General features: G+C 49.1%; 14 protein-coding genes and 1 pseudogene. 7 read left to right on the top strand and 8 right to left on the bottom strand.

The features are described from left to right. Positions 1-81: 81 nt before the first annotated feature. Both ACTNE6_RS14380 and ACTNE6_RS14375 read right to left on the bottom strand, forming a co-directional pair. Positions 82-1428: a tyrosine-type recombinase/integrase gene (locus ACTNE6_RS14380; RefSeq protein WP_194971152.1), complete on the bottom strand. Its 1347-nt coding sequence runs from the start codon at positions 1426-1428 to the stop codon at positions 82-84. Between the two features lie 413 nt (positions 1429-1841). Then, complete coding sequence (locus tag ACTNE6_RS14375; RefSeq protein WP_442497234.1) at positions 1842-2072, bottom strand: hypothetical protein; 231 nt, start codon at positions 2070-2072, stop codon at positions 1842-1844. Positions 2073-2090: 18 nt separating this feature from the next. On the opposite strand from ACTNE6_RS14375, the gene ACTNE6_RS14370 reads away from it, so the two are divergent. Both ACTNE6_RS14370 and ACTNE6_RS14365 read left to right on the top strand, forming a co-directional pair. Beyond that, positions 2091-2327: an AMP-binding protein gene (locus ACTNE6_RS14370; RefSeq protein ID WP_194971150.1), complete on the top strand. Its 237-nt coding sequence runs from the start codon at positions 2091-2093 to the stop codon at positions 2325-2327. Between the two features lie 405 nt (positions 2328-2732). Beyond that, the gene (locus ACTNE6_RS14365) at positions 2733-3890 is read left to right on the top strand and encodes a Fic family protein (RefSeq protein WP_442497233.1); all 1158 of its coding nucleotides are present in this window, start codon (positions 2733-2735) and stop codon (positions 3888-3890) included. Positions 3891-3928: 38 nt separating this feature from the next. Here ACTNE6_RS14365 and ACTNE6_RS14360 read toward each other — a convergent pair. Together ACTNE6_RS14360 and ACTNE6_RS14355 are read right to left on the bottom strand one after the other, a co-directional pair. Beyond that, positions 3929-4533 (bottom strand): annotated as a pseudogene (locus ACTNE6_RS14360) (IS1 family transposase). A 189-nt stretch (positions 4534-4722) separates the two neighbouring features. Beyond that, the gene (locus ACTNE6_RS14355; protein ID WP_442497232.1) at positions 4723-5604 is read right to left on the bottom strand and encodes an FkbM family methyltransferase; all 882 of its coding nucleotides are present in this window, start codon (positions 5602-5604) and stop codon (positions 4723-4725) included. Between the two features lie 614 nt (positions 5605-6218). Between ACTNE6_RS14355 and istA the strand changes: the two genes are divergently transcribed. Together istA and istB are read left to right on the top strand one after the other, a co-directional pair. After that, positions 6219-7760: an IS21 family transposase gene (gene istA, locus ACTNE6_RS14350; protein WP_442497231.1), complete on the top strand. Its 1542-nt coding sequence runs from the start codon at positions 6219-6221 to the stop codon at positions 7758-7760. 46 nt (positions 7761-7806) lie between these two features. Beyond that, on the top strand, positions 7807-8562 hold the full coding sequence (istB, locus tag ACTNE6_RS14345; protein ID WP_442497230.1) for an IS21-like element helper ATPase IstB: 756 nt from the start codon (positions 7807-7809) through the stop codon (positions 8560-8562). A 250-nt stretch (positions 8563-8812) separates the two neighbouring features. Here the strand turns inward: istB and ACTNE6_RS14340 are convergent, their stop codons facing one another. Further along, the gene (locus tag ACTNE6_RS14340) at positions 8813-9190 is read right to left on the bottom strand and encodes a cupin domain-containing protein (protein ID WP_442497229.1); all 378 of its coding nucleotides are present in this window, start codon (positions 9188-9190) and stop codon (positions 8813-8815) included. 492 nt (positions 9191-9682) lie between these two features. Here ACTNE6_RS14340 and ACTNE6_RS14335 point away from each other — a divergent pair, with 492 nt between their 5' ends. Beyond that, positions 9683-10753 (top strand): threonine aldolase family protein, encoded by a 1071-nt coding sequence (locus ACTNE6_RS14335; RefSeq protein WP_442497228.1) that lies wholly within the window; start codon positions 9683-9685, stop codon positions 10751-10753. A gap of 150 nt (positions 10754-10903) precedes the next feature. On the opposite strand, the gene ACTNE6_RS14330 is transcribed toward ACTNE6_RS14335, so the two are convergent. The 3 genes from ACTNE6_RS14330 to ACTNE6_RS14320 all read right to left on the bottom strand — a co-directional run bounded on the left by ACTNE6_RS14330 (position 10904) and on the right by ACTNE6_RS14320 (position 12280). Continuing rightward, positions 10904-11296 (bottom strand): hypothetical protein, encoded by a 393-nt coding sequence (locus tag ACTNE6_RS14330; protein ID WP_442497227.1) that lies wholly within the window; start codon positions 11294-11296, stop codon positions 10904-10906. A gap of 250 nt (positions 11297-11546) precedes the next feature. Further along, on the bottom strand, positions 11547-11714 hold the full coding sequence (locus ACTNE6_RS14325) for a hypothetical protein (RefSeq protein ID WP_194972184.1): 168 nt from the start codon (positions 11712-11714) through the stop codon (positions 11547-11549). A 110-nt stretch (positions 11715-11824) separates the two neighbouring features. Then, positions 11825-12280 (bottom strand): hypothetical protein, encoded by a 456-nt coding sequence (locus ACTNE6_RS14320; protein WP_442497226.1) that lies wholly within the window; start codon positions 12278-12280, stop codon positions 11825-11827. 156 nt (positions 12281-12436) lie between these two features. Here ACTNE6_RS14320 and ACTNE6_RS14315 point away from each other — a divergent pair, with 156 nt between their 5' ends. Together ACTNE6_RS14315 and ACTNE6_RS14310 are read left to right on the top strand one after the other, a co-directional pair. Continuing rightward, entirely contained in the window at positions 12437-14545 is a 2109-nt protein-coding gene (locus tag ACTNE6_RS14315) for a c-type cytochrome (RefSeq protein ID WP_442497225.1), read from the top strand. Then, positions 14535-16043, top strand: coding sequence for a hypothetical protein (locus ACTNE6_RS14310; RefSeq protein ID WP_442497224.1), 1509 nt, complete (start codon positions 14535-14537; stop codon positions 16041-16043). Before ACTNE6_RS14315 ends, ACTNE6_RS14310 begins: the two co-directional genes overlap by 11 nt. Positions 16044-16069 lie beyond the last annotated feature (26 nt).

Here is a 16069-nt window from a genome sequence, read left to right as displayed (position 1 = left end):
CGAAGTGTTTACAGCCGAGTGCGGTTCTATTCCCAAGGGTTATCTGTCACCAACTTATTACAAATTGCGGTATCGAGCCGATTAACGATGTGCCCTGATTAGTGTTGACATATCAATCTTTGAAAAAAAGGATGATAATGAATCATCTTCAATCGTTTGTTTTTGTAGTGTTAATTCGTTAAGTTTATCACCTAATAATTGCCAAGCATTCCTTTGCTCAGCTTTCATATCATAGCGTTGATAAATTCTCTTCATTCTGTTTTCTTCCGTATGGTTTAAACACTTCTCGATAACATCCGGGCTTATGCCCATTGCGCTCATAAGCGTCGCACCGGTTCGTCTCAAATCGTGCATAGTCCATTTGCCACCGGGCATGACCAATGCTTGGTTATTTTTTGATCGATTTGTTAAAATGGTTACACTTTGACGGCTTCCCAATTGTTTGCTAATGGATTTTTCGCTCACATGGCTGATTCCGTCATGGTTTGGAAATAGCCAAACATCTTGTGTCCTCAGAGACCGTAATAGTTTGAATTGAGCTAACGCGAAATCTGATAGATAGATAAAGTGCGCCTTGCCGTTTTTGCTGTTGTATTCAGGAATATTCCAAATTCGTTGTTCGAAATTTATATCGTTATAGCGAGCTTTTGACAATTCTCCAACTCGACATAAAGTGCTTAAGGCAATCCAAATAGCACATTCCGTTGATTTCATGAAGCCGGCATCTGGCATCTTTTCGGCTAATGCTCTGATTTCGTCTTCACTTAACACTCGATCTCGCTCAACATCTTTCCCTCCAATTTTCGATTTTTGAATTTTTGCTGTAGGATCAGTTTCCAAAATGTCTCTATCTACTGCAAACCTGAACATCTGGCGCATGAGTCCCAGAATACGTTTAGCCATGCGATTTACCCCTCGGAGTAGCAATGCATCCGTAACGGCGGTAATATGACTTTTCCGAACGTCTTCAACAAAGAGCCCGCCCAGAATGGGTAGGACATCTTTATTGAACATCCTGACGATCTCATTTCGCTCTTTATAGTTTGCCAGCGCAATGTCATGCCAGCGAATAAATAAATCGTTGACGGTTAATCGGGTATTGAGCTTAGCTAGCGCTTCTTGTTCAGCCAGTTGTCTCGCACGTTGTCGCTCGATTTCAAGATTTCGTTCTATATCGGGTTCTTTACCTTGCAAAAGCCAATTTTTATAGGTGTCCCGTTCCAATCTTGCGGCTGCTAGGGAGTCGGCTTTTAGGGTAATCCAACGCTGCTTGCCATTGATTCGGTAGGCCATGCGAAAGGATTTGGCTCCGCCGTTTTTTATTGATCGGACGCTAATAAATAAGCTGTCTCCATCTGAGATCAGTTGATCCTTATCGGCAGGTTGAAGATTCTTGAATTTTGCTGCTGAAATTTTGTTGATCGCCATACGGGTTCCGAACACACTGGAGTTTTCGTGATAACATTCGTGATAACAGATTAATAGATTTTATCGGATCTTATTGTACATCTTTAGTCGATACAAATCTATAAGTTACTGATATTTATTTGATAATAGAAATTATTTGGATGCGATTGGACGGTTTCGGACAGTTAATCACCTAAATGGGGTGCAAGGGGTCGGAGGTTCAAATCCTCTCGCCCCGACCAATTGAATTAATAACTTACAAATAGTTAAAGATTCAAAAAGCTTTAAACGTCATTTGTGGGGTCGCTTATGGGGGGCACTTTTGCAAGTGATAGGCGGCTTTCGGCACCCACTATTCGCGCTATAAACAATGTTTAATTGTCTGCACTGGATGCGGCTTATCGGGCGAAGAGCGCAGCAACTAACCGACAGTGTTAACCGTTGATGATCTGGGCGACAGGGTTTTCGCTGACGGTGCAAACCCTGTCGACGGGGTGGCGCCGGAACGGCTGTGCGCCTTGATGCACACAGCGCTGGAAAACCTGTTCACCGCCTCGGACACTGCCATGCACCAGATCGGCGTATTGCCTGACGCTGAGCGGTAACGCGTACTGTACAACTGGAACGCCACCCAGGCCTACTATCCCCAGGATTGCTGCATCCACGAACTGTTCGAGGTGCAAGTGGGCAATACGCCCGATGCGCTGGCGCTGGTGTTCGAGGATCAGGGGCTGGTCTACGCCGAACTGAACGTCCGAGCCAACCGCCTGGCGCACTACCTGCGCAGTCTAGGCGTGAAGCCCGACGACAGGGCGATCAGGCTTGAGCGCAGCTTCGAGCTGGTGATCAGCCTGCTCGCCGTGCTCAAGGTGGGCGGGACTTACGTGCCGCTGGATCCTATCAGTAGCTTATGGCGTTAGCAGAATAGTTCTGCCTCCAGGGCAGGCATTCTTCGCCTTGAGCTAAACTTTGCGGCAGAACCCTTCGTTGTGCCCTACGTCGAATTGTGGGGCGAAGCCAACGCCGGCAAGAGCAAGGCCAAGAACAAGACCAAATTTATCTGTGGAGGTTGCGGCGCGACAGCATGAGGAAAGCCTGAATTGAAGATTGTCTGCGCTAACTACGAGAAAGGGATGATAGCCGAGAATAGCAACTATCTATAAAGATAACGGTACCAATTCAAGATAGTTTCTTTAATAATTCAAGATAGCCTCTTTAACAATTCAAGATAAATTTACAGGGACAATTTTTATTTTATTGTTTTTATTTAAATTTTGGCGATAATTTAAAGATATTAGAACTTAAGGTTCAAGAAATTTAAAATTATGCCTACATTTAACCATTATGATTTAACTCTGCTTAATCCTGCATTTGATTCTCCATTGATGGATGTTTTAATGGAGTTAGAGCATTTACGCCGATTACAACTTAGTGGATCGACTCCACCAGCTTTATTTTTCCAGCTCAAGCATATTTTTCATATGCTTGAAAGCTTGGGTTCAGCTCGAATCGAAGGTAATCACACTACTTTGGCAGATTATGTAGAGAGCAAAATAGAGGGTGCACAACAAGTATCTGACCAACTTCGCGAGATGCAGAACATTGAAGAAGCAATGACTTATATAGAAGATTTTATGAGCTCTGGCGATGGGGTAACAGAGTTCTTTATCAGGGAATTGCATGCCATGGCAGTACGAAATCTGGTGAGAGAAGGAGACGATACCCCGGGCGCTTACCGATTAAAACAGGTACAAATTGCTCAAGCTGATCATTTACCTCCAGATCCTACTCGAGTATCAGACTATATGCGTGAGTTAGTAGACTTTATCAATAAAAATGATCAGCCTAAATATGACCTTATTAAGGTAGCATTAGCACATCATCGTTTCGGCTGGGTACATCCTTTTGGTAACGGTAACGGCCGGGTGGTAAGATTACTAAGCTACGCTTTGTTGATTAAGTATGGCTTCAAAGTTAATGCCGGAGGTAGGGTGCTAAACCCTACAGCAGTGTTTTGCAATGATAGAGACCGTTATTATGCCAAGCTAGCACGAGCCGATAGCGGGACTCTCGAAGGCTTGGAGGAATGGTGTATTTATGTATTGCAAGGGATTCTTGATGAATTACGCAAAGTCGACCGACTGACGGATTTTAATTATTTGAAGAATAAAATTCTCGCTCCAGCGCTGCTTTATGCTAAGGAAAGAGAGTTAATAACGGATACAGAAGAAAAAATTTTGTTCATCGCCGCGAATAAAGGCGTGGCTAAGTCTTCGGACTTTGTAGATGCTATGCCAGGCATGACAAACAACCAAAGGACGTATCAAATAAAGAAACTGATAGATGAAAAAATGTTGCTGCCCATAAAACAAGGGGCGCGACAATATACGATTGGTTTTAGTAATAGCTACTTAGCCCGCGGTGTTATTCGTGCTTTGTCGAATGAGGAATTTATTCCACAATCGTTGAATTCAGCAACCTGATTAACTGTGGAGCGTGCAGATTTAATAAATGGGCATTGTTAAATAAGTATAGTATCTAATTCACCGTTCCATTTAAGCATCAGAAGCATGACGGAATATTTCAACATGATCTTGCTTTTGCTATAGCCTTTAGACTTTCGGTGCAACCGAGCAAGAAAATGCCTGAATAAGCTGTTATAGCCTTCCACGGTATAGGTTTCAGTTTTTGATTGCGTATGAAGTTCTTTCGGGACTAATTGTTCATAAGAGCGCAAATAGTCACTTATGACCTGGGTTATTGGCTGGTCTTCAATGGCCGTCCAGATCCAGCAATAGTTTTTTTGGAACCGATATCAGTAGGCGCCTCATCGAGTTCGACGACCTCAACGCCGGCGGTAGAGCGAATGGATTCAATGGATTCGCCATAGGCCTTGCTCCAGTTATAGACTGCCACATGGCTGCAGTTCAGAATGCGACCAATGGAGCGAAAACCCAAACCTTCAAGGTAAAGCTGGAGCGCTTGCCGCTTAATGGCTGGATTGATGCCTCGGTAACTGACTGTATGTCTATAATCACAAGCCTTACAGCGGTAACGCTGCCGGCCTTTCGCCATCCCATCTTTAGTACAGCCTTCTGCGCTACATTTGGGGCATCTAACCGTGATCACTGACTCGGTAAAAATGGATTAGCTTAACCCATACCATACTACCTTAACAATGCCCTTTTTTGTTTTTCATTGTTGACCTCGAGCTTAGAGATCACTCTCTTAACCGAGGGTCCGCTAGATCAGGGCAAGATCACTTCGGTCTTTAAGATTCTGAACGACCTTTGCCCGTTCGATTCAGGTGAACACTCACGCTTCTCGCACGGCATAAACCGTACAAGGGCCCGGCAAGCTGAGATCGTCGTTGCCTCCGAGCATGTTCTCCATAACGATTCGAGAGAAAGCGAGTGATTGTAAGCGATTCGAGAGCATGGCTATTTGATGCTTGTTTGCCGGCGCCACCTCCACAGCAAGCTGACGGATCAATGGCCAGTGCTCGTCCTCGATCCCGGCAAGCGCATCCATTTCGGCACCTTCGACATCCACCTTCAGCAGGTCGATGCGCTGCACGCCCCGCTCACGGATCACATTGCTGATCGTCCGCACCTGACACGATATCGGCTTTGCCTTTCCCAAAAACTTCTCGGATATTCGGCGGAACAGCCATCGCCGGAACGGATAAAGCAGAAGCGCAAGTAGGGCAGCGCCTTTTTTGGCTTTCCAGAGATCAGCGATGCGGAGCTCATCAGCGATATCGTTGAATTCTTGCTTTTTCTCTTCAGGATATAACGTGGAGTTGCCCGGTGCGGAGGGGAAGAAGTCGATCGTCGTCTGATATTCCTTCGCGCCAACGGCAACATCCAGGACCGTAACCAAGTGCCTCGATCTATCGGGACATTCGGCGATATTCCGTTCGAGGCAGGACCGCGTATTCGGCACAGGCTCGAAACAGTAGAGCTGCAGATCGTGGAAACGGTCCATCAACGAGCGGGCAAACATGCCGATATTGGCTCCTACGTCGAACACGACGTCGCCATCAGCGATAGTCACGCCGTGCTTCTCGTAGCAGCGCTCTTCAAAAATCTCCCTGTAAATGAATTTGGTTTCCTTGCCTGATTCCGGAGCGTTCCAGAAACGCATGCCGTTAGGGAGTTGAAACTGCTTCATCGGATACGCGAGAGTGTTGGACATGTTGGCTTCCTTATTAATTTTGACGACGTTGTTATCCGGTCAACCAATTTATTCCATGGAATGATGCCCGCCTTCGCGGTTTGATCAGGGTAATTAGGTTTTCCGTTTATATTACAAAGGTTTTTTTCATTAGTAATTGTACGGTAATTACCCCATCACTTAACGTGCATGAATCTCGTTATTTGAAAAAATCCAGGGCATTGGCTCGGTACGAATAACCGTTTCTTCCAAGCCCTCTACGCAAAAGCGGGTGTCCAGTGCGTTCGACAGGCGCCAGCTCAATGCCTTTATTCCAATCCATTACCTCGACCGGATAGAAAGAAAGCCTTTGGCCATTGGAATATAACAAATATATCACTCGTCCTCACCTGGCAGGCTGGTCATTTTTCGGATAGTTGCATATTCTGGCCCAACCTGAACACCTATTCTGATTCAATCTGAACACTGATTCTGATCGAAGTTGAACATCGATTCTGGTTTCAAGCTGAACACTTTTTGGGGTATTTCCAGAATCGGTGTTCAAGCTGCCGGAATCGCTGTTCAGATGGCCAGAATCCTTCCTAACGCATTGTTTTGTTAAACCTTAGTATCCTGTTCCGATTTTTGGAAAGGATATGTCAGCCCAACGAATTGCAATGCGAAAAATCAGAGAAGTTTTACGACTGCGTCTCAGTGCCGGATTGAGCATCCGGCAAATCAGCGCCGGCACCAAGATCAGTGTCGGCAGTATCCAGACTATCCTCAAGCTGGCCGAACAGCATCAGCTCTGCTGGCCGCTGCCGGATGAACTGGATGACCAGGCCCTGGCGTTGACGCTGTACCCCAGCTCCGATGCCCGGCCTGCGGCCAAATTTCAGCAGCCAGTGTGGTCGGAGATTCATCAGGAACTGAGGAAAAAAGGTGTGACCAAGCAGTTGCTGTGGGAAGAATACACCCGCCAGTATCCGAACCGCTGTTACAGTTACTCGCAGTTCTGCGCCCGCTATGCCGACTGGTTGAAGGCGCAAAAGCGCTCCATGCGGCAAACGCATCGGGCCGGCGACAAGCTGTTCATCGACTATGCCGGTCCGACCGTCCCCATCATCTGCACTGGCGGCGAAATCCGTCCGGCCAGCATCTTTGTCGCGGTGCTGGGCGCTTCCAGTTACACCTATGCCGAAGCCACCTGGAGCCAGAGCCTGCCGGACTGGCTGGGCAGCCATGTGCGGGCCTTCGAGTTTTTTGACGGCTGTCCGGCGCTGCTGGTACCCGATAATCTGAGAAGCGGGGTCAGCAAGGCTTGCCGTTATGAGCCGGAGCTCAATCCGGCCTATCAGCAACTGGCCGCCCATTACGAAGTGGCGGTGCTGCCGGCCCGGCCTTACAAGCCCAAAGACAAGGCTAAGGCCGAAGTCGGCGTGCAATTGGTCGAGCGCTGGATCCTGGCCAGGCTGCGCCATCAGACGTTTTTCTCACTGGCCGAGCTGAATCAGTGCATTCAAGCTTTGTTGATCGAACTGAACGATAAGCCGTTCAAGCAGTGGCCGGGCAATCGCCGGCAGTGGTTCGAGCAACTGGATCGGCCAGCGCTGGCACCGCTGCCGAAACACGCCTATCGCTATATCGCGATCAAGACGGTCCGAGTCCCTCTCGACTACCACGTCCCGTACGAGCAGCATTGGTATTCGGTCCCGCATCACTGCGTCGGCGAGCCGGTGGAGATTCATGCCGGCGAGCGCTTGATCGAGGTTTATTTTCACAACCGTTGCCTCGCCACCCATGTCCGCCAGTTTCATCCCGGCACCACAACAGAACCAACGCATAGACCGGAAAAACACGCCCAGCATCAGCAATGGACGCCGGGGCGGCTGATGAACTGGGCGCAGACCCTGGGGCCTGAGGTGTTGCGCTGGGTGAAAACTCAGTTAAACCGTCAACAGCATCCGGAGCAGGCCTATCGCGTCTGTCTGGGCTTGCTTAATCTGCAGCGCAGCTACCCACCTGAACGCCTGAACCGGGCCTGCGCCCTCGCCAACCAGGCGGGCTTGTACCGCTTGAAAAACATCAAAGCCATTCTGCACAGCAACCGTGATCAACTGCCGGAAACGCTGCTCGTCCAGCCGTCTTTATTACCTCAGGATCATGAAAATATTCGCGGACCAAAAAGCTTTCACTGAAGCCTCACCGCATGATTACCCCTTAATAAAACAGGATAACGCCAAGATGATTGCACAAACCCTCAGCCAACTACGGCAACTGAAACTGACCGGCATGGCCTCGGCCCTGCAAACCCAGCAGGAGCAACCGGGCGCCTATGAAGGCCTATCTTTTGCCGAGCGCTTGCAGCTGCTGGTCGGCCAGGAAACCCAGGAGCGCCAACAGCGCAAACAGGAGCGATTGATCCGCACGGCCCAGTTTAAACTCAAAGCCCACGCCCAAGACATCGATTACCAGCATCCCCGAGGTCTGCAGCCAAGCCAGATGGCGGCGCTACTGCAGTGCGACTGGATCCGCAAAGCGCAGAACCTGTTGCTGACCGGCCCCTGCGGCAGCGGCAAGACCTACCTCGCCTGTGCGCTGGGACACCAGGCCTGCCTGAAAGAGTACAGCGTGCGCTATGTCCGGCTTTCCCGCCTCATCCTGGCGCTAACCCAGGCCAAGGCCGACGGCAGTTATGGCAAGCTGCTGAAGAACCTGGCCAGCTTCGATTTGCTGATCATCGACGACTGGGGGCTGGAGCCGTTAAAAGCCGCCACCCGCAATGACCTGATGGAAATCATGGATGACCGGCATGACCGGTCCGCCACCGCTATCCTCAGTCAGTTACCCACCGACCAATGGTATCAGTCGATCGGCGACAACACGCTGGCCGATGCTATTTTAGACCGGCTCATGCACAACGCTCACCGGATCAATCTGAAAGGTGAATCGATGCGCAAAAAGTTGAATTCCTTGACCCAAGTTGAACACTTGGGATAAAAATTCACTGCCATGGATGCGTTAGGATTTTGACTGTTCAAATTGACCAGAATCGGTGTTCAAATTAATCAGAATACGCAATAGTGCGCAACTAAGCCCATTTGCCTTGTTTATTGTTTTTTACTCAGGTTTTGATATCACAATAGGGCAGTTTTATCACTTAAGCTACTGTCCAGATTTTGGAGGCCATTTCTGATATCAGGTCACATCCCACAGGAGTCAATGGCTGTTTTTGACTGGATTTTCTCGGTTAGGCAACAGTGGCGTTTTCCAGATCCACATAAGCGTCCTGCTTGAATCGCGGCGTACAAATTGCGAGAAAGACGAGATCGGTTTGCCCTGTGTTCCTGATGCGTTGAGAAATTCCTGCAGGAATATGCATCACATCAAGAGGACGAACTTTTACAAACGGAGCGCCATCGATTTCCACTTCGCCTTCGCCTTCAAGAATGACATAGCGCTCTACCGTACCGCGAACGGCATGTAAGCAGGTCGTAACGCCGGGCTCGACGCGGGCGCGGGCAATTGAGCAGGTTTCATCGCCTGACGTGTTGAGCATCTCGATAATGAAACATTTTTCGTCGGTGTGGAATTCGGTTTCGGGCTTCAAGCGAAATACCGTTTCCATGGTCAACTCCTTAAATTTAAAAGACAGATATGATAAGGAAAACTTATCAGGAAGTGATAATTGATAAAATCAGCGATTTATCAGGGTAAGAGAATTATATATTGCCATCATGATACAACAGGAAACATGCTGGCTGTCCAGCTCAAGATAACTGAGCAGGCCCGGGATTGGCTTGCTCCGAATCGCCTCATAGATTTGCCCGGCAATATGCCCGAATCGTGGAACGTTGGTTGATATTGATTGGTCTCAGTTTTGCGGTTAGAAACTCATGCTATGCAATAGACAAAGGCCACGCTTATCTATCATAGGACCAAAAATTTGCAGTACTTTTATTGCTCGCGCATACGAAATTTGAAAGTACGGAAAAGTATTTGGGCATCGAGGTCGATGCCGCTCTTGCTGTCTGAGCAAACCGGAATTTAGATAGTTGGCGTATCCGCGACCGTTTAAAAAACAGCCACATTTCTAAAGCAGAAATACGAATAAGCAAACATGATCACAATAACACCTACTATGAATTTTGCATCCGATAATTGGGCCGGCGCGCACCCGGCTATTTCGCAACGGATATTGGAAGCCTCAACAGGATTTTCAGCCCCTTATGGCACAAGTGCACTCGATCGCAAGATCGAGCAACGGTTTAATGAGCTATTCGAGCGCGAAGTTGCGGTTTACTTTGTAAGTACTGGCACAGCGGCTAATTCGCTGGCGCTGGCTGCTGTCAACCGCCCAGGCGGAGTTTCTTTTTGTCACCGCGAAGCACACATGCTGGAAGATGAATGCGGTGCGCCGGAGTTTTTTACTCATGGGGCTCGTCTGGCTCCCGTTGATGGGGAAGACGGTAAAATTGATCCAAACCACCTCATAGCCGAGATTGGGCGTTTTCCGCCTAATTTTGTACACGTAGGGCAGCCTATGGCAATTTCCATAACTCAGGCTACCGAAATCGGCACGCTTTATAAACCTGATGAAATTGCCGCCATTGCGGAAATTGCAAAAACTTACGGTTTGCCTTTGCACATGGATGGCGCGCGTTTTGCGAACGCATTGGTTGCGTTGGAACTCACCCCAGCGGAAATGACCTGGAAACGAGGCGTGGATATTGTTTCTTTCGGCGGGACCAAAAACGGTTGCTGGTGTGCTGAAGCCTTGGTTTTTATGAATCCGGAGTTGGGCAAGGATTTACCGTTTATCCGTAAACGCGCGGCACAACTGTTTTCCAAAAGTCGATTTATCGCCTGCCAATTCGATGCTTATTTGCAAGATGGGCTCTGGCTGCATCTGGCGCGCCATGCCAATGCTATGGCTGAGCGCTTGCGAGAAGGCATCGTTAGCTCTAAACGAGCCAAATTAGCGTGGCATCCAGAAGCCAATGAAGTCTTTTGTATTTTAGACAAAGCCCATGCGGACGAACTCCAGAAAAAAGGGGCGGTTTTTTATCAATGGAACCCTCCACGCGTAGGGCCAGGACTGTTGGCTCAACACGAAGTGCTGATTCGTTTGGTAACAAGTTTTGCGACAGAGGCGGATCAAATAGATCAGTTTCTTGAGCTTTTGGGTTGATATTTGAGCGTCAACCTAAAGCCGCCTTCATAATATTGATTATAAGGATCCGGGATAAATCTGTTGTGGCACATAAAATATCAGAACAGGCTCAACTAAATTTGAGCTTGAGCCTGATCGCCAGTTTGTCATTCTAAAACACAGCTGGGTTTATAAAATGGGAAAAATAATGTAAAGCCACGCCGGTTTCAGGTTTGAAACCCTGAGCCTTAGCTGATTATTTTCATTAGTCATCTTGATTGTTTCTTTGGTTGTAGGCAATCTGACTGAACCATCTTCGACAATAATTTCCTTTGGTTTTGCCAGTTTTGCGTAGTCATTGGCAATTTCTGAAAGCTGTTCAGCTGATTCGATATGGCCGAGCTGCTTAAGAGAATTCGAGATGAGGCCCAGCTCAAAGTCACACTCTTTTGCGGGCAGTCCTTTTTGCAAGATTCGACTGCTTTCCTCGCGTAGAGACCTGAACTCAGAATATTTCGCAACGATGATGCCAGAGTAAATACCTGTAACTATTGATAAAATTAATTGGACGATTTCAATCATGTATAGCGCCTAAGTTGAATAGTGAGGCTGAGCAAAGAGACCTCATAAGTAATTATCCAAACTTAGGTATTTTACATTCTTTCTCAAACTGAGCAGATAAAATAATCTTTTAGCAATTCTTTAAGCTGAATAACATCAGAAGATAGCTTAAGCATCAGTTTTGATGCGGCTAGGCTTGGCGGACTGAGGTGCTATAACAGTATGAAGCGTATTTTGAAAGCGTCTCACCAAAATTCAATGAAATAATCTATTACTCATAAAACTGGTCTACCAGCTTTTTAAACCAGAGCGGCCGGAAAATCATCACATATAAAATCAGCACTTCCAATACAGGAAGAGGTAGTACATGCAAAACGATCAATATCAGCAATACGATGACGCCAACGACCAGTTTTGAAAAAAATGACACTCTATTCATAATCGGATTCTAAATTGGCTTATTTATTGGACTGCCTCAATTGGTTCTTGTGATGAGTCTGCGATAGCGGGCATCTCACGTTGTGCAGTTCACCCATGGTGACTGCTTCGTCATGATAATCCTTCATAAAATAGCACTGTTCCGCCGCGCCGCCTGCAATCCGGATGAGGCCAACCTTGTCCTTGGACAGTTTCGGCTTCAAGACAGTATTCACGGTCCAGCTTCCTGACCTGATCGTGGCACGTGCCAATCAATCCTTCAAAGAGTCCCGTAACCACCTCATTGAGGCTCTCCTTTGTCTTGTTCATGCGGGCGTTTTTCTTTGTGTCTTGGCAGATCGACTCTATTGCAGATTCAATCAGCATTTCCATGCCAAGGCGATAGAAGCGTTGATTCGCTAACCGTATATATTTCGAATCAAATACACAATATGTATGAATACCTGTATGTACTAAATCGCATTTGATAGGCATCTCGCTCAAGGTCGCTACGTTGTAAGTAATTGCACGAATGGACGTCCTTCGAATCAGCGCCCTATATTCATCATCTCCAGTTTCGGCTTTCAAATTTTTACTAGCTAATAATCATATTAAAAACAATGGGATAGGAGTTTTTCCCGATTGATATCGTGTTATTTATTGGTAAATATTCGATGCCGTTTCACACCACATCCATTCTCTTACTTTTTCCTTCGAGGAGAGTGGGCGTTAAAACGGTTGTTTATGAGAAAAAAATCATTCCGCTTCTACAGAATAGCCGCTGCAATCCTGTTGCTGGTCAGTCTGGTTCTGATGCAAGAACCTGCGATGGCTGCACAAGAACGTCCTGATATTTGGCGAGTTTCGCCGCGTCTGGCAAAAGTAGAAAATCCGATTATGGCCGATGCATCCTCTTTGACCACAGGCAAGAGTCTATATCTGCGCGAATGCCGACAGTGCCACGGAGAAACCGGGAAAGGGGATGGCGCAATGGCCGCTTTTCTGGGCAATAAAGTGGCAAACCTGACCAGTCCTGAGGTTTTAGGGCAATCTGACGGGACAATCTACACGAAAATCAGAACGGGCAGAGCGCCTATGCCCGGCTTCAAGAATTCCCTCGCCAAAGAGGAAATCTGGCATCTGATCAATTTCATCCGTTCCGGATTCGGGCACAAGGGCAATTCATCCGGCGCCGGGCGAAACACAGCCAGCAATGCCGATGATCAGTCCGGGGAAAAAGCTCACAACGAACTATTCAAAAAGTCCGAGTTTCCTTCCGCGCAGGCGTGCGGAGCCTGTCATCAACAAATCTACCGTGAATGGTCTGTTTCGCGTCACGCTTTTGCGCAGATCAGCCCGACATTCCTGGCTTACCAAGCGACGTTGGTGAAATTGACCAAAGGCACCTTGGGCGACTTCTGCGAGCGCTGCCATACCCAGGTGGGCATGTTTTCCGGCGAGCCGATTCTCACCCGCAACAGTAACCGTTCGAAAGTGGCTTTGGAAGGGATCACCTGCGTCGTCTGCCATCGGGTTCCTGAAGCCTACGGTAAAATCACCGGGCGGTTTCCGCTTGAGCCTGGCGATATCAAAAATCCCATTTACGGCCCCCGAAAAGGGGATGAACTGCGGCGCGTGTTCGATTCACATCGGGATAATCCGCCCAGAACCCATCGTGAGGCGCGCCTTCTCGAACAGGTTTCCCAACCGGGCTTCTGCGCCCGTTGCCATGATGTGCGATTAGTCAACGGCATCCGCTTTGAGGATCTGTTCAGCGAATACAAGCAGACGCCGGCGGCTGAAAAAGGATGGACCTGCCAAGACTGCCATATGGGGCCGACTCCCGGCGTTTTTTCTGAGTACCCGCCGGCTTCGGCGGCGATCGTGCGAGGCGAGAAAACCAGGCCTGCCCGGCGCACCAACCATATGTTTCCAGGGCCCGACAGCTCCGTAGTGCATCCCGGCATCTTTCCCATTAACCCGGAGGCGCAGGAGTTCGCCACACCGGAGGAATGGTTGAGTTTTGACGTCGAAGCCGGCTGGGGTACGGAAAAGTTCGAAAACAGCGTTGCCAAGGATGCGGAATTTCCGGGCATTTGGGCGGATCCCGAAGAACGCAAGGCGGCCAGGGAAATTATCGATCAGCAGCTGGTGCTATTGGGCGAGAACCGAGCTCGCGCCACGACCTTACTGCGTAACGGATATGGTCTCGGCGAAGTCAGAATTCTTGAAAAAGAGGATGGGCTCAAGTTCAACGTCGAAGTCAAAAACTTGACCGAAGGCCACAGTGTGCCTTCAGGGCTGATCGCCGAGCGCAACGTATTCTTGCAGGTGACGGTTACCGATGCCGGCGGCGCCGTGCTTTTTCACTCCGGCGATCTCGATCCTAACGGGGATGTGCGCGATATCCATTCTTTGTATGTGCATAACGGCGCCATACCGAGGGACGAGCAGCTGTTCAATCTGCGCTCTCCAATACTAGTTGGCACTATTCACGGAGGCGAGCGCGAGCAGGTGATACCGGCCAATTACTCTTTGAATCCACTGATTTTCATGCGCCCCGCGGATACGCCGGCGGTATTGTTCGGCGGCATTCGCGACCTTCGGCTGCAAAAGAAAAGCATCGAGGCGCTGGGAAATCGCTGGGCGAACTATTCTGTTGAGCCCGAACTCCTCACCGGCCGCAAGCCTTATCGAATAAACATCAAACTCGTGGCAGGCCAGCTTCCTCCGCATTTAATCAATGCCATCTCGGGAGCGGGCTTTGAGTACGGGCTCAGCGCCCGTGCGATCGGGGATAAGCTGGTTGATCTTTACCGCGTTCTTTGGGAACGAGATGTTAATGTCGAATAAGTCCAATGCGTGCCGATATTTGGGGGTACTGCTTTGGCTGGCTATGTTCACTTTAACTGGAAATCCTCATGCGGCAGCTCAGGATGGCAAGCAGCCAAGCGCAACGGAGGTCCGGAAGCAAACAGAGCCTCCCATTGCCGAAGGCCGTAATGCCGTCAATTTCTACCGCAGCCCGGCTGAAACAATTAGCAGCCAAGACCCGTTGCGCCTGTCCAATAAGATTGTTCAATACCCGGTCGATCCGGTGGATCGACCCGATCCTCTTATAGAGATCGGCGACCCTTTTATCGGAAACGGGCCGATCCGGCCGGGATTCAAGACCTTCACCGGCCAAATGCTCCAGCCTTCGTTTTTATTGTTCGGAATATTCCGCACCGCTTTCCAGAGCTTCGAAAAAAACGGCAGAAACAACCTTGAATGGGCCAACCGGCTCGATTTGAACGGCAGCCTGAACCTTTCGGGAACAGAACGGCTGGTCTTCTCCATGCGGCCGCTCGATCGCGAAACCGGGGATTACACCGGATATAATTTCGAGCCCAACAATGATGACGGCTGGCGGGAAGAACTCAACGGCAGGCTGACCAAGCTCTATTTTGAAGGCGATTTGGGCGAGATATTTCCAGGTCTTGACCCGACTGACTCCCATACCTATGACATCGGATTTTCCATTGGCCGTCAGCCGATCAAGCTCCAGGACGGGATGTTGATGAACGATATCATCGATATGGTCGGAGTCACTCGCAACTCGCTGGTGTTTGACGGTATAGCAAACCTTCGTTTAACAGGTTTGTACGGCTGGAATCGCCTCAATCGCGGAAGCGGCGAGCTCGGCGATAACCACTACCATTCGGCAAACCTGTTCGGTCTGTTGTCGGAAGCCGATACCGCATTGAACAATACCCTGGCCCTGGATTTCATTTATGTCGCCGACGATCAGGATGAAAATGCTTGGTACATGGGCATCGCATCGACCCAACGCTTTGGCTGGCTGAACTCGACGTTCAGGGTTAACGCCTCCATCCCTGAACACAGCTCATCAAAGAACGTAGGGAGCGGCGCGCTTTTGCTGTCTCAATTGTCCAGCACGTTGCCTGGTTCCGACGATGTCGTCTATTTCAATACATTCTGGGACGTCAACCGGTTTACATCGATCGCGCAAAGTCCGGATGTGGGCAGCGCCGTGGCAAACGTCGGGATTTTGTATGGCCCGGTGGGCATGGGCCGTTACGGAATCCCGCTCGGGCAGCAGATCGACGATACCGTTGGTACGGCGCTCGGTTATCAGCTGTTTATCGGCGGTATCGATGACCAGCTTATCTTTGAAGTCGGCGCCCGTACGAGCACTCAAGAGCAAGAGGAAGGCGCAGTGGGGTTGGGTGCCCGCTATCAGCGCGCTATCGGCCGCCACCATGTGCTGCGCCTGGATGGCTTTGTGGCCGGCCAGGAACGGGAGAATGTTTCTTACGGCTTGCGTACAGAATGGATGGTCAAATTCTGAAGCAGTTCAGCAATTGGACAACCGAG

It is taken from the genome of Methylobacter sp. sgz302048, assembly GCF_052162025.1.
Lineage (GTDB): Bacteria > Pseudomonadota > Gammaproteobacteria > Methylococcales > Methylomonadaceae > Methylobacter.
This window is presented reverse-complemented; position numbering and strand designations above follow the sequence as displayed.

Excerpts from the sequence above, each read along its gene's own strand:
- ACTNE6_RS14380 (WP_194971152.1), bottom strand. The coding sequence starts at position 1,428 with ATGGCGATCAACAAAATTTCAGCAGCAAAATTCAAGAATCTTCAACCT.
- ACTNE6_RS14365 (WP_442497233.1), top strand. The coding sequence starts at position 2,733 with ATGCCTACATTTAACCATTATGATTTAACTCTGCTTAATCCTGCATTT.
- ACTNE6_RS14355 (WP_442497232.1), bottom strand. The coding sequence starts at position 5,604 with ATGTCCAACACTCTCGCGTATCCGATGAAGCAGTTTCAACTCCCTAAC.
- istA (WP_442497231.1), top strand. The coding sequence starts at position 6,219 with ATGTCAGCCCAACGAATTGCAATGCGAAAAATCAGAGAAGTTTTACGA.
- istB (WP_442497230.1), top strand. The coding sequence starts at position 7,807 with ATGATTGCACAAACCCTCAGCCAACTACGGCAACTGAAACTGACCGGC.
- ACTNE6_RS14340 (WP_442497229.1), bottom strand. The coding sequence starts at position 9,190 with ATGGAAACGGTATTTCGCTTGAAGCCCGAAACCGAATTCCACACCGAC.
- ACTNE6_RS14335 (WP_442497228.1), top strand. The coding sequence starts at position 9,683 with ATGATCACAATAACACCTACTATGAATTTTGCATCCGATAATTGGGCC.
- ACTNE6_RS14330 (WP_442497227.1), bottom strand. The coding sequence starts at position 11,296 with ATGATTGAAATCGTCCAATTAATTTTATCAATAGTTACAGGTATTTAC.
- ACTNE6_RS14325 (WP_194972184.1), bottom strand. The coding sequence starts at position 11,714 with ATGAATAGAGTGTCATTTTTTTCAAAACTGGTCGTTGGCGTCATCGTA.
- ACTNE6_RS14315 (WP_442497225.1), top strand. The coding sequence starts at position 12,437 with ATGAGAAAAAAATCATTCCGCTTCTACAGAATAGCCGCTGCAATCCTG.
- ACTNE6_RS14310 (WP_442497224.1), top strand. The coding sequence starts at position 14,535 with ATGTCGAATAAGTCCAATGCGTGCCGATATTTGGGGGTACTGCTTTGG.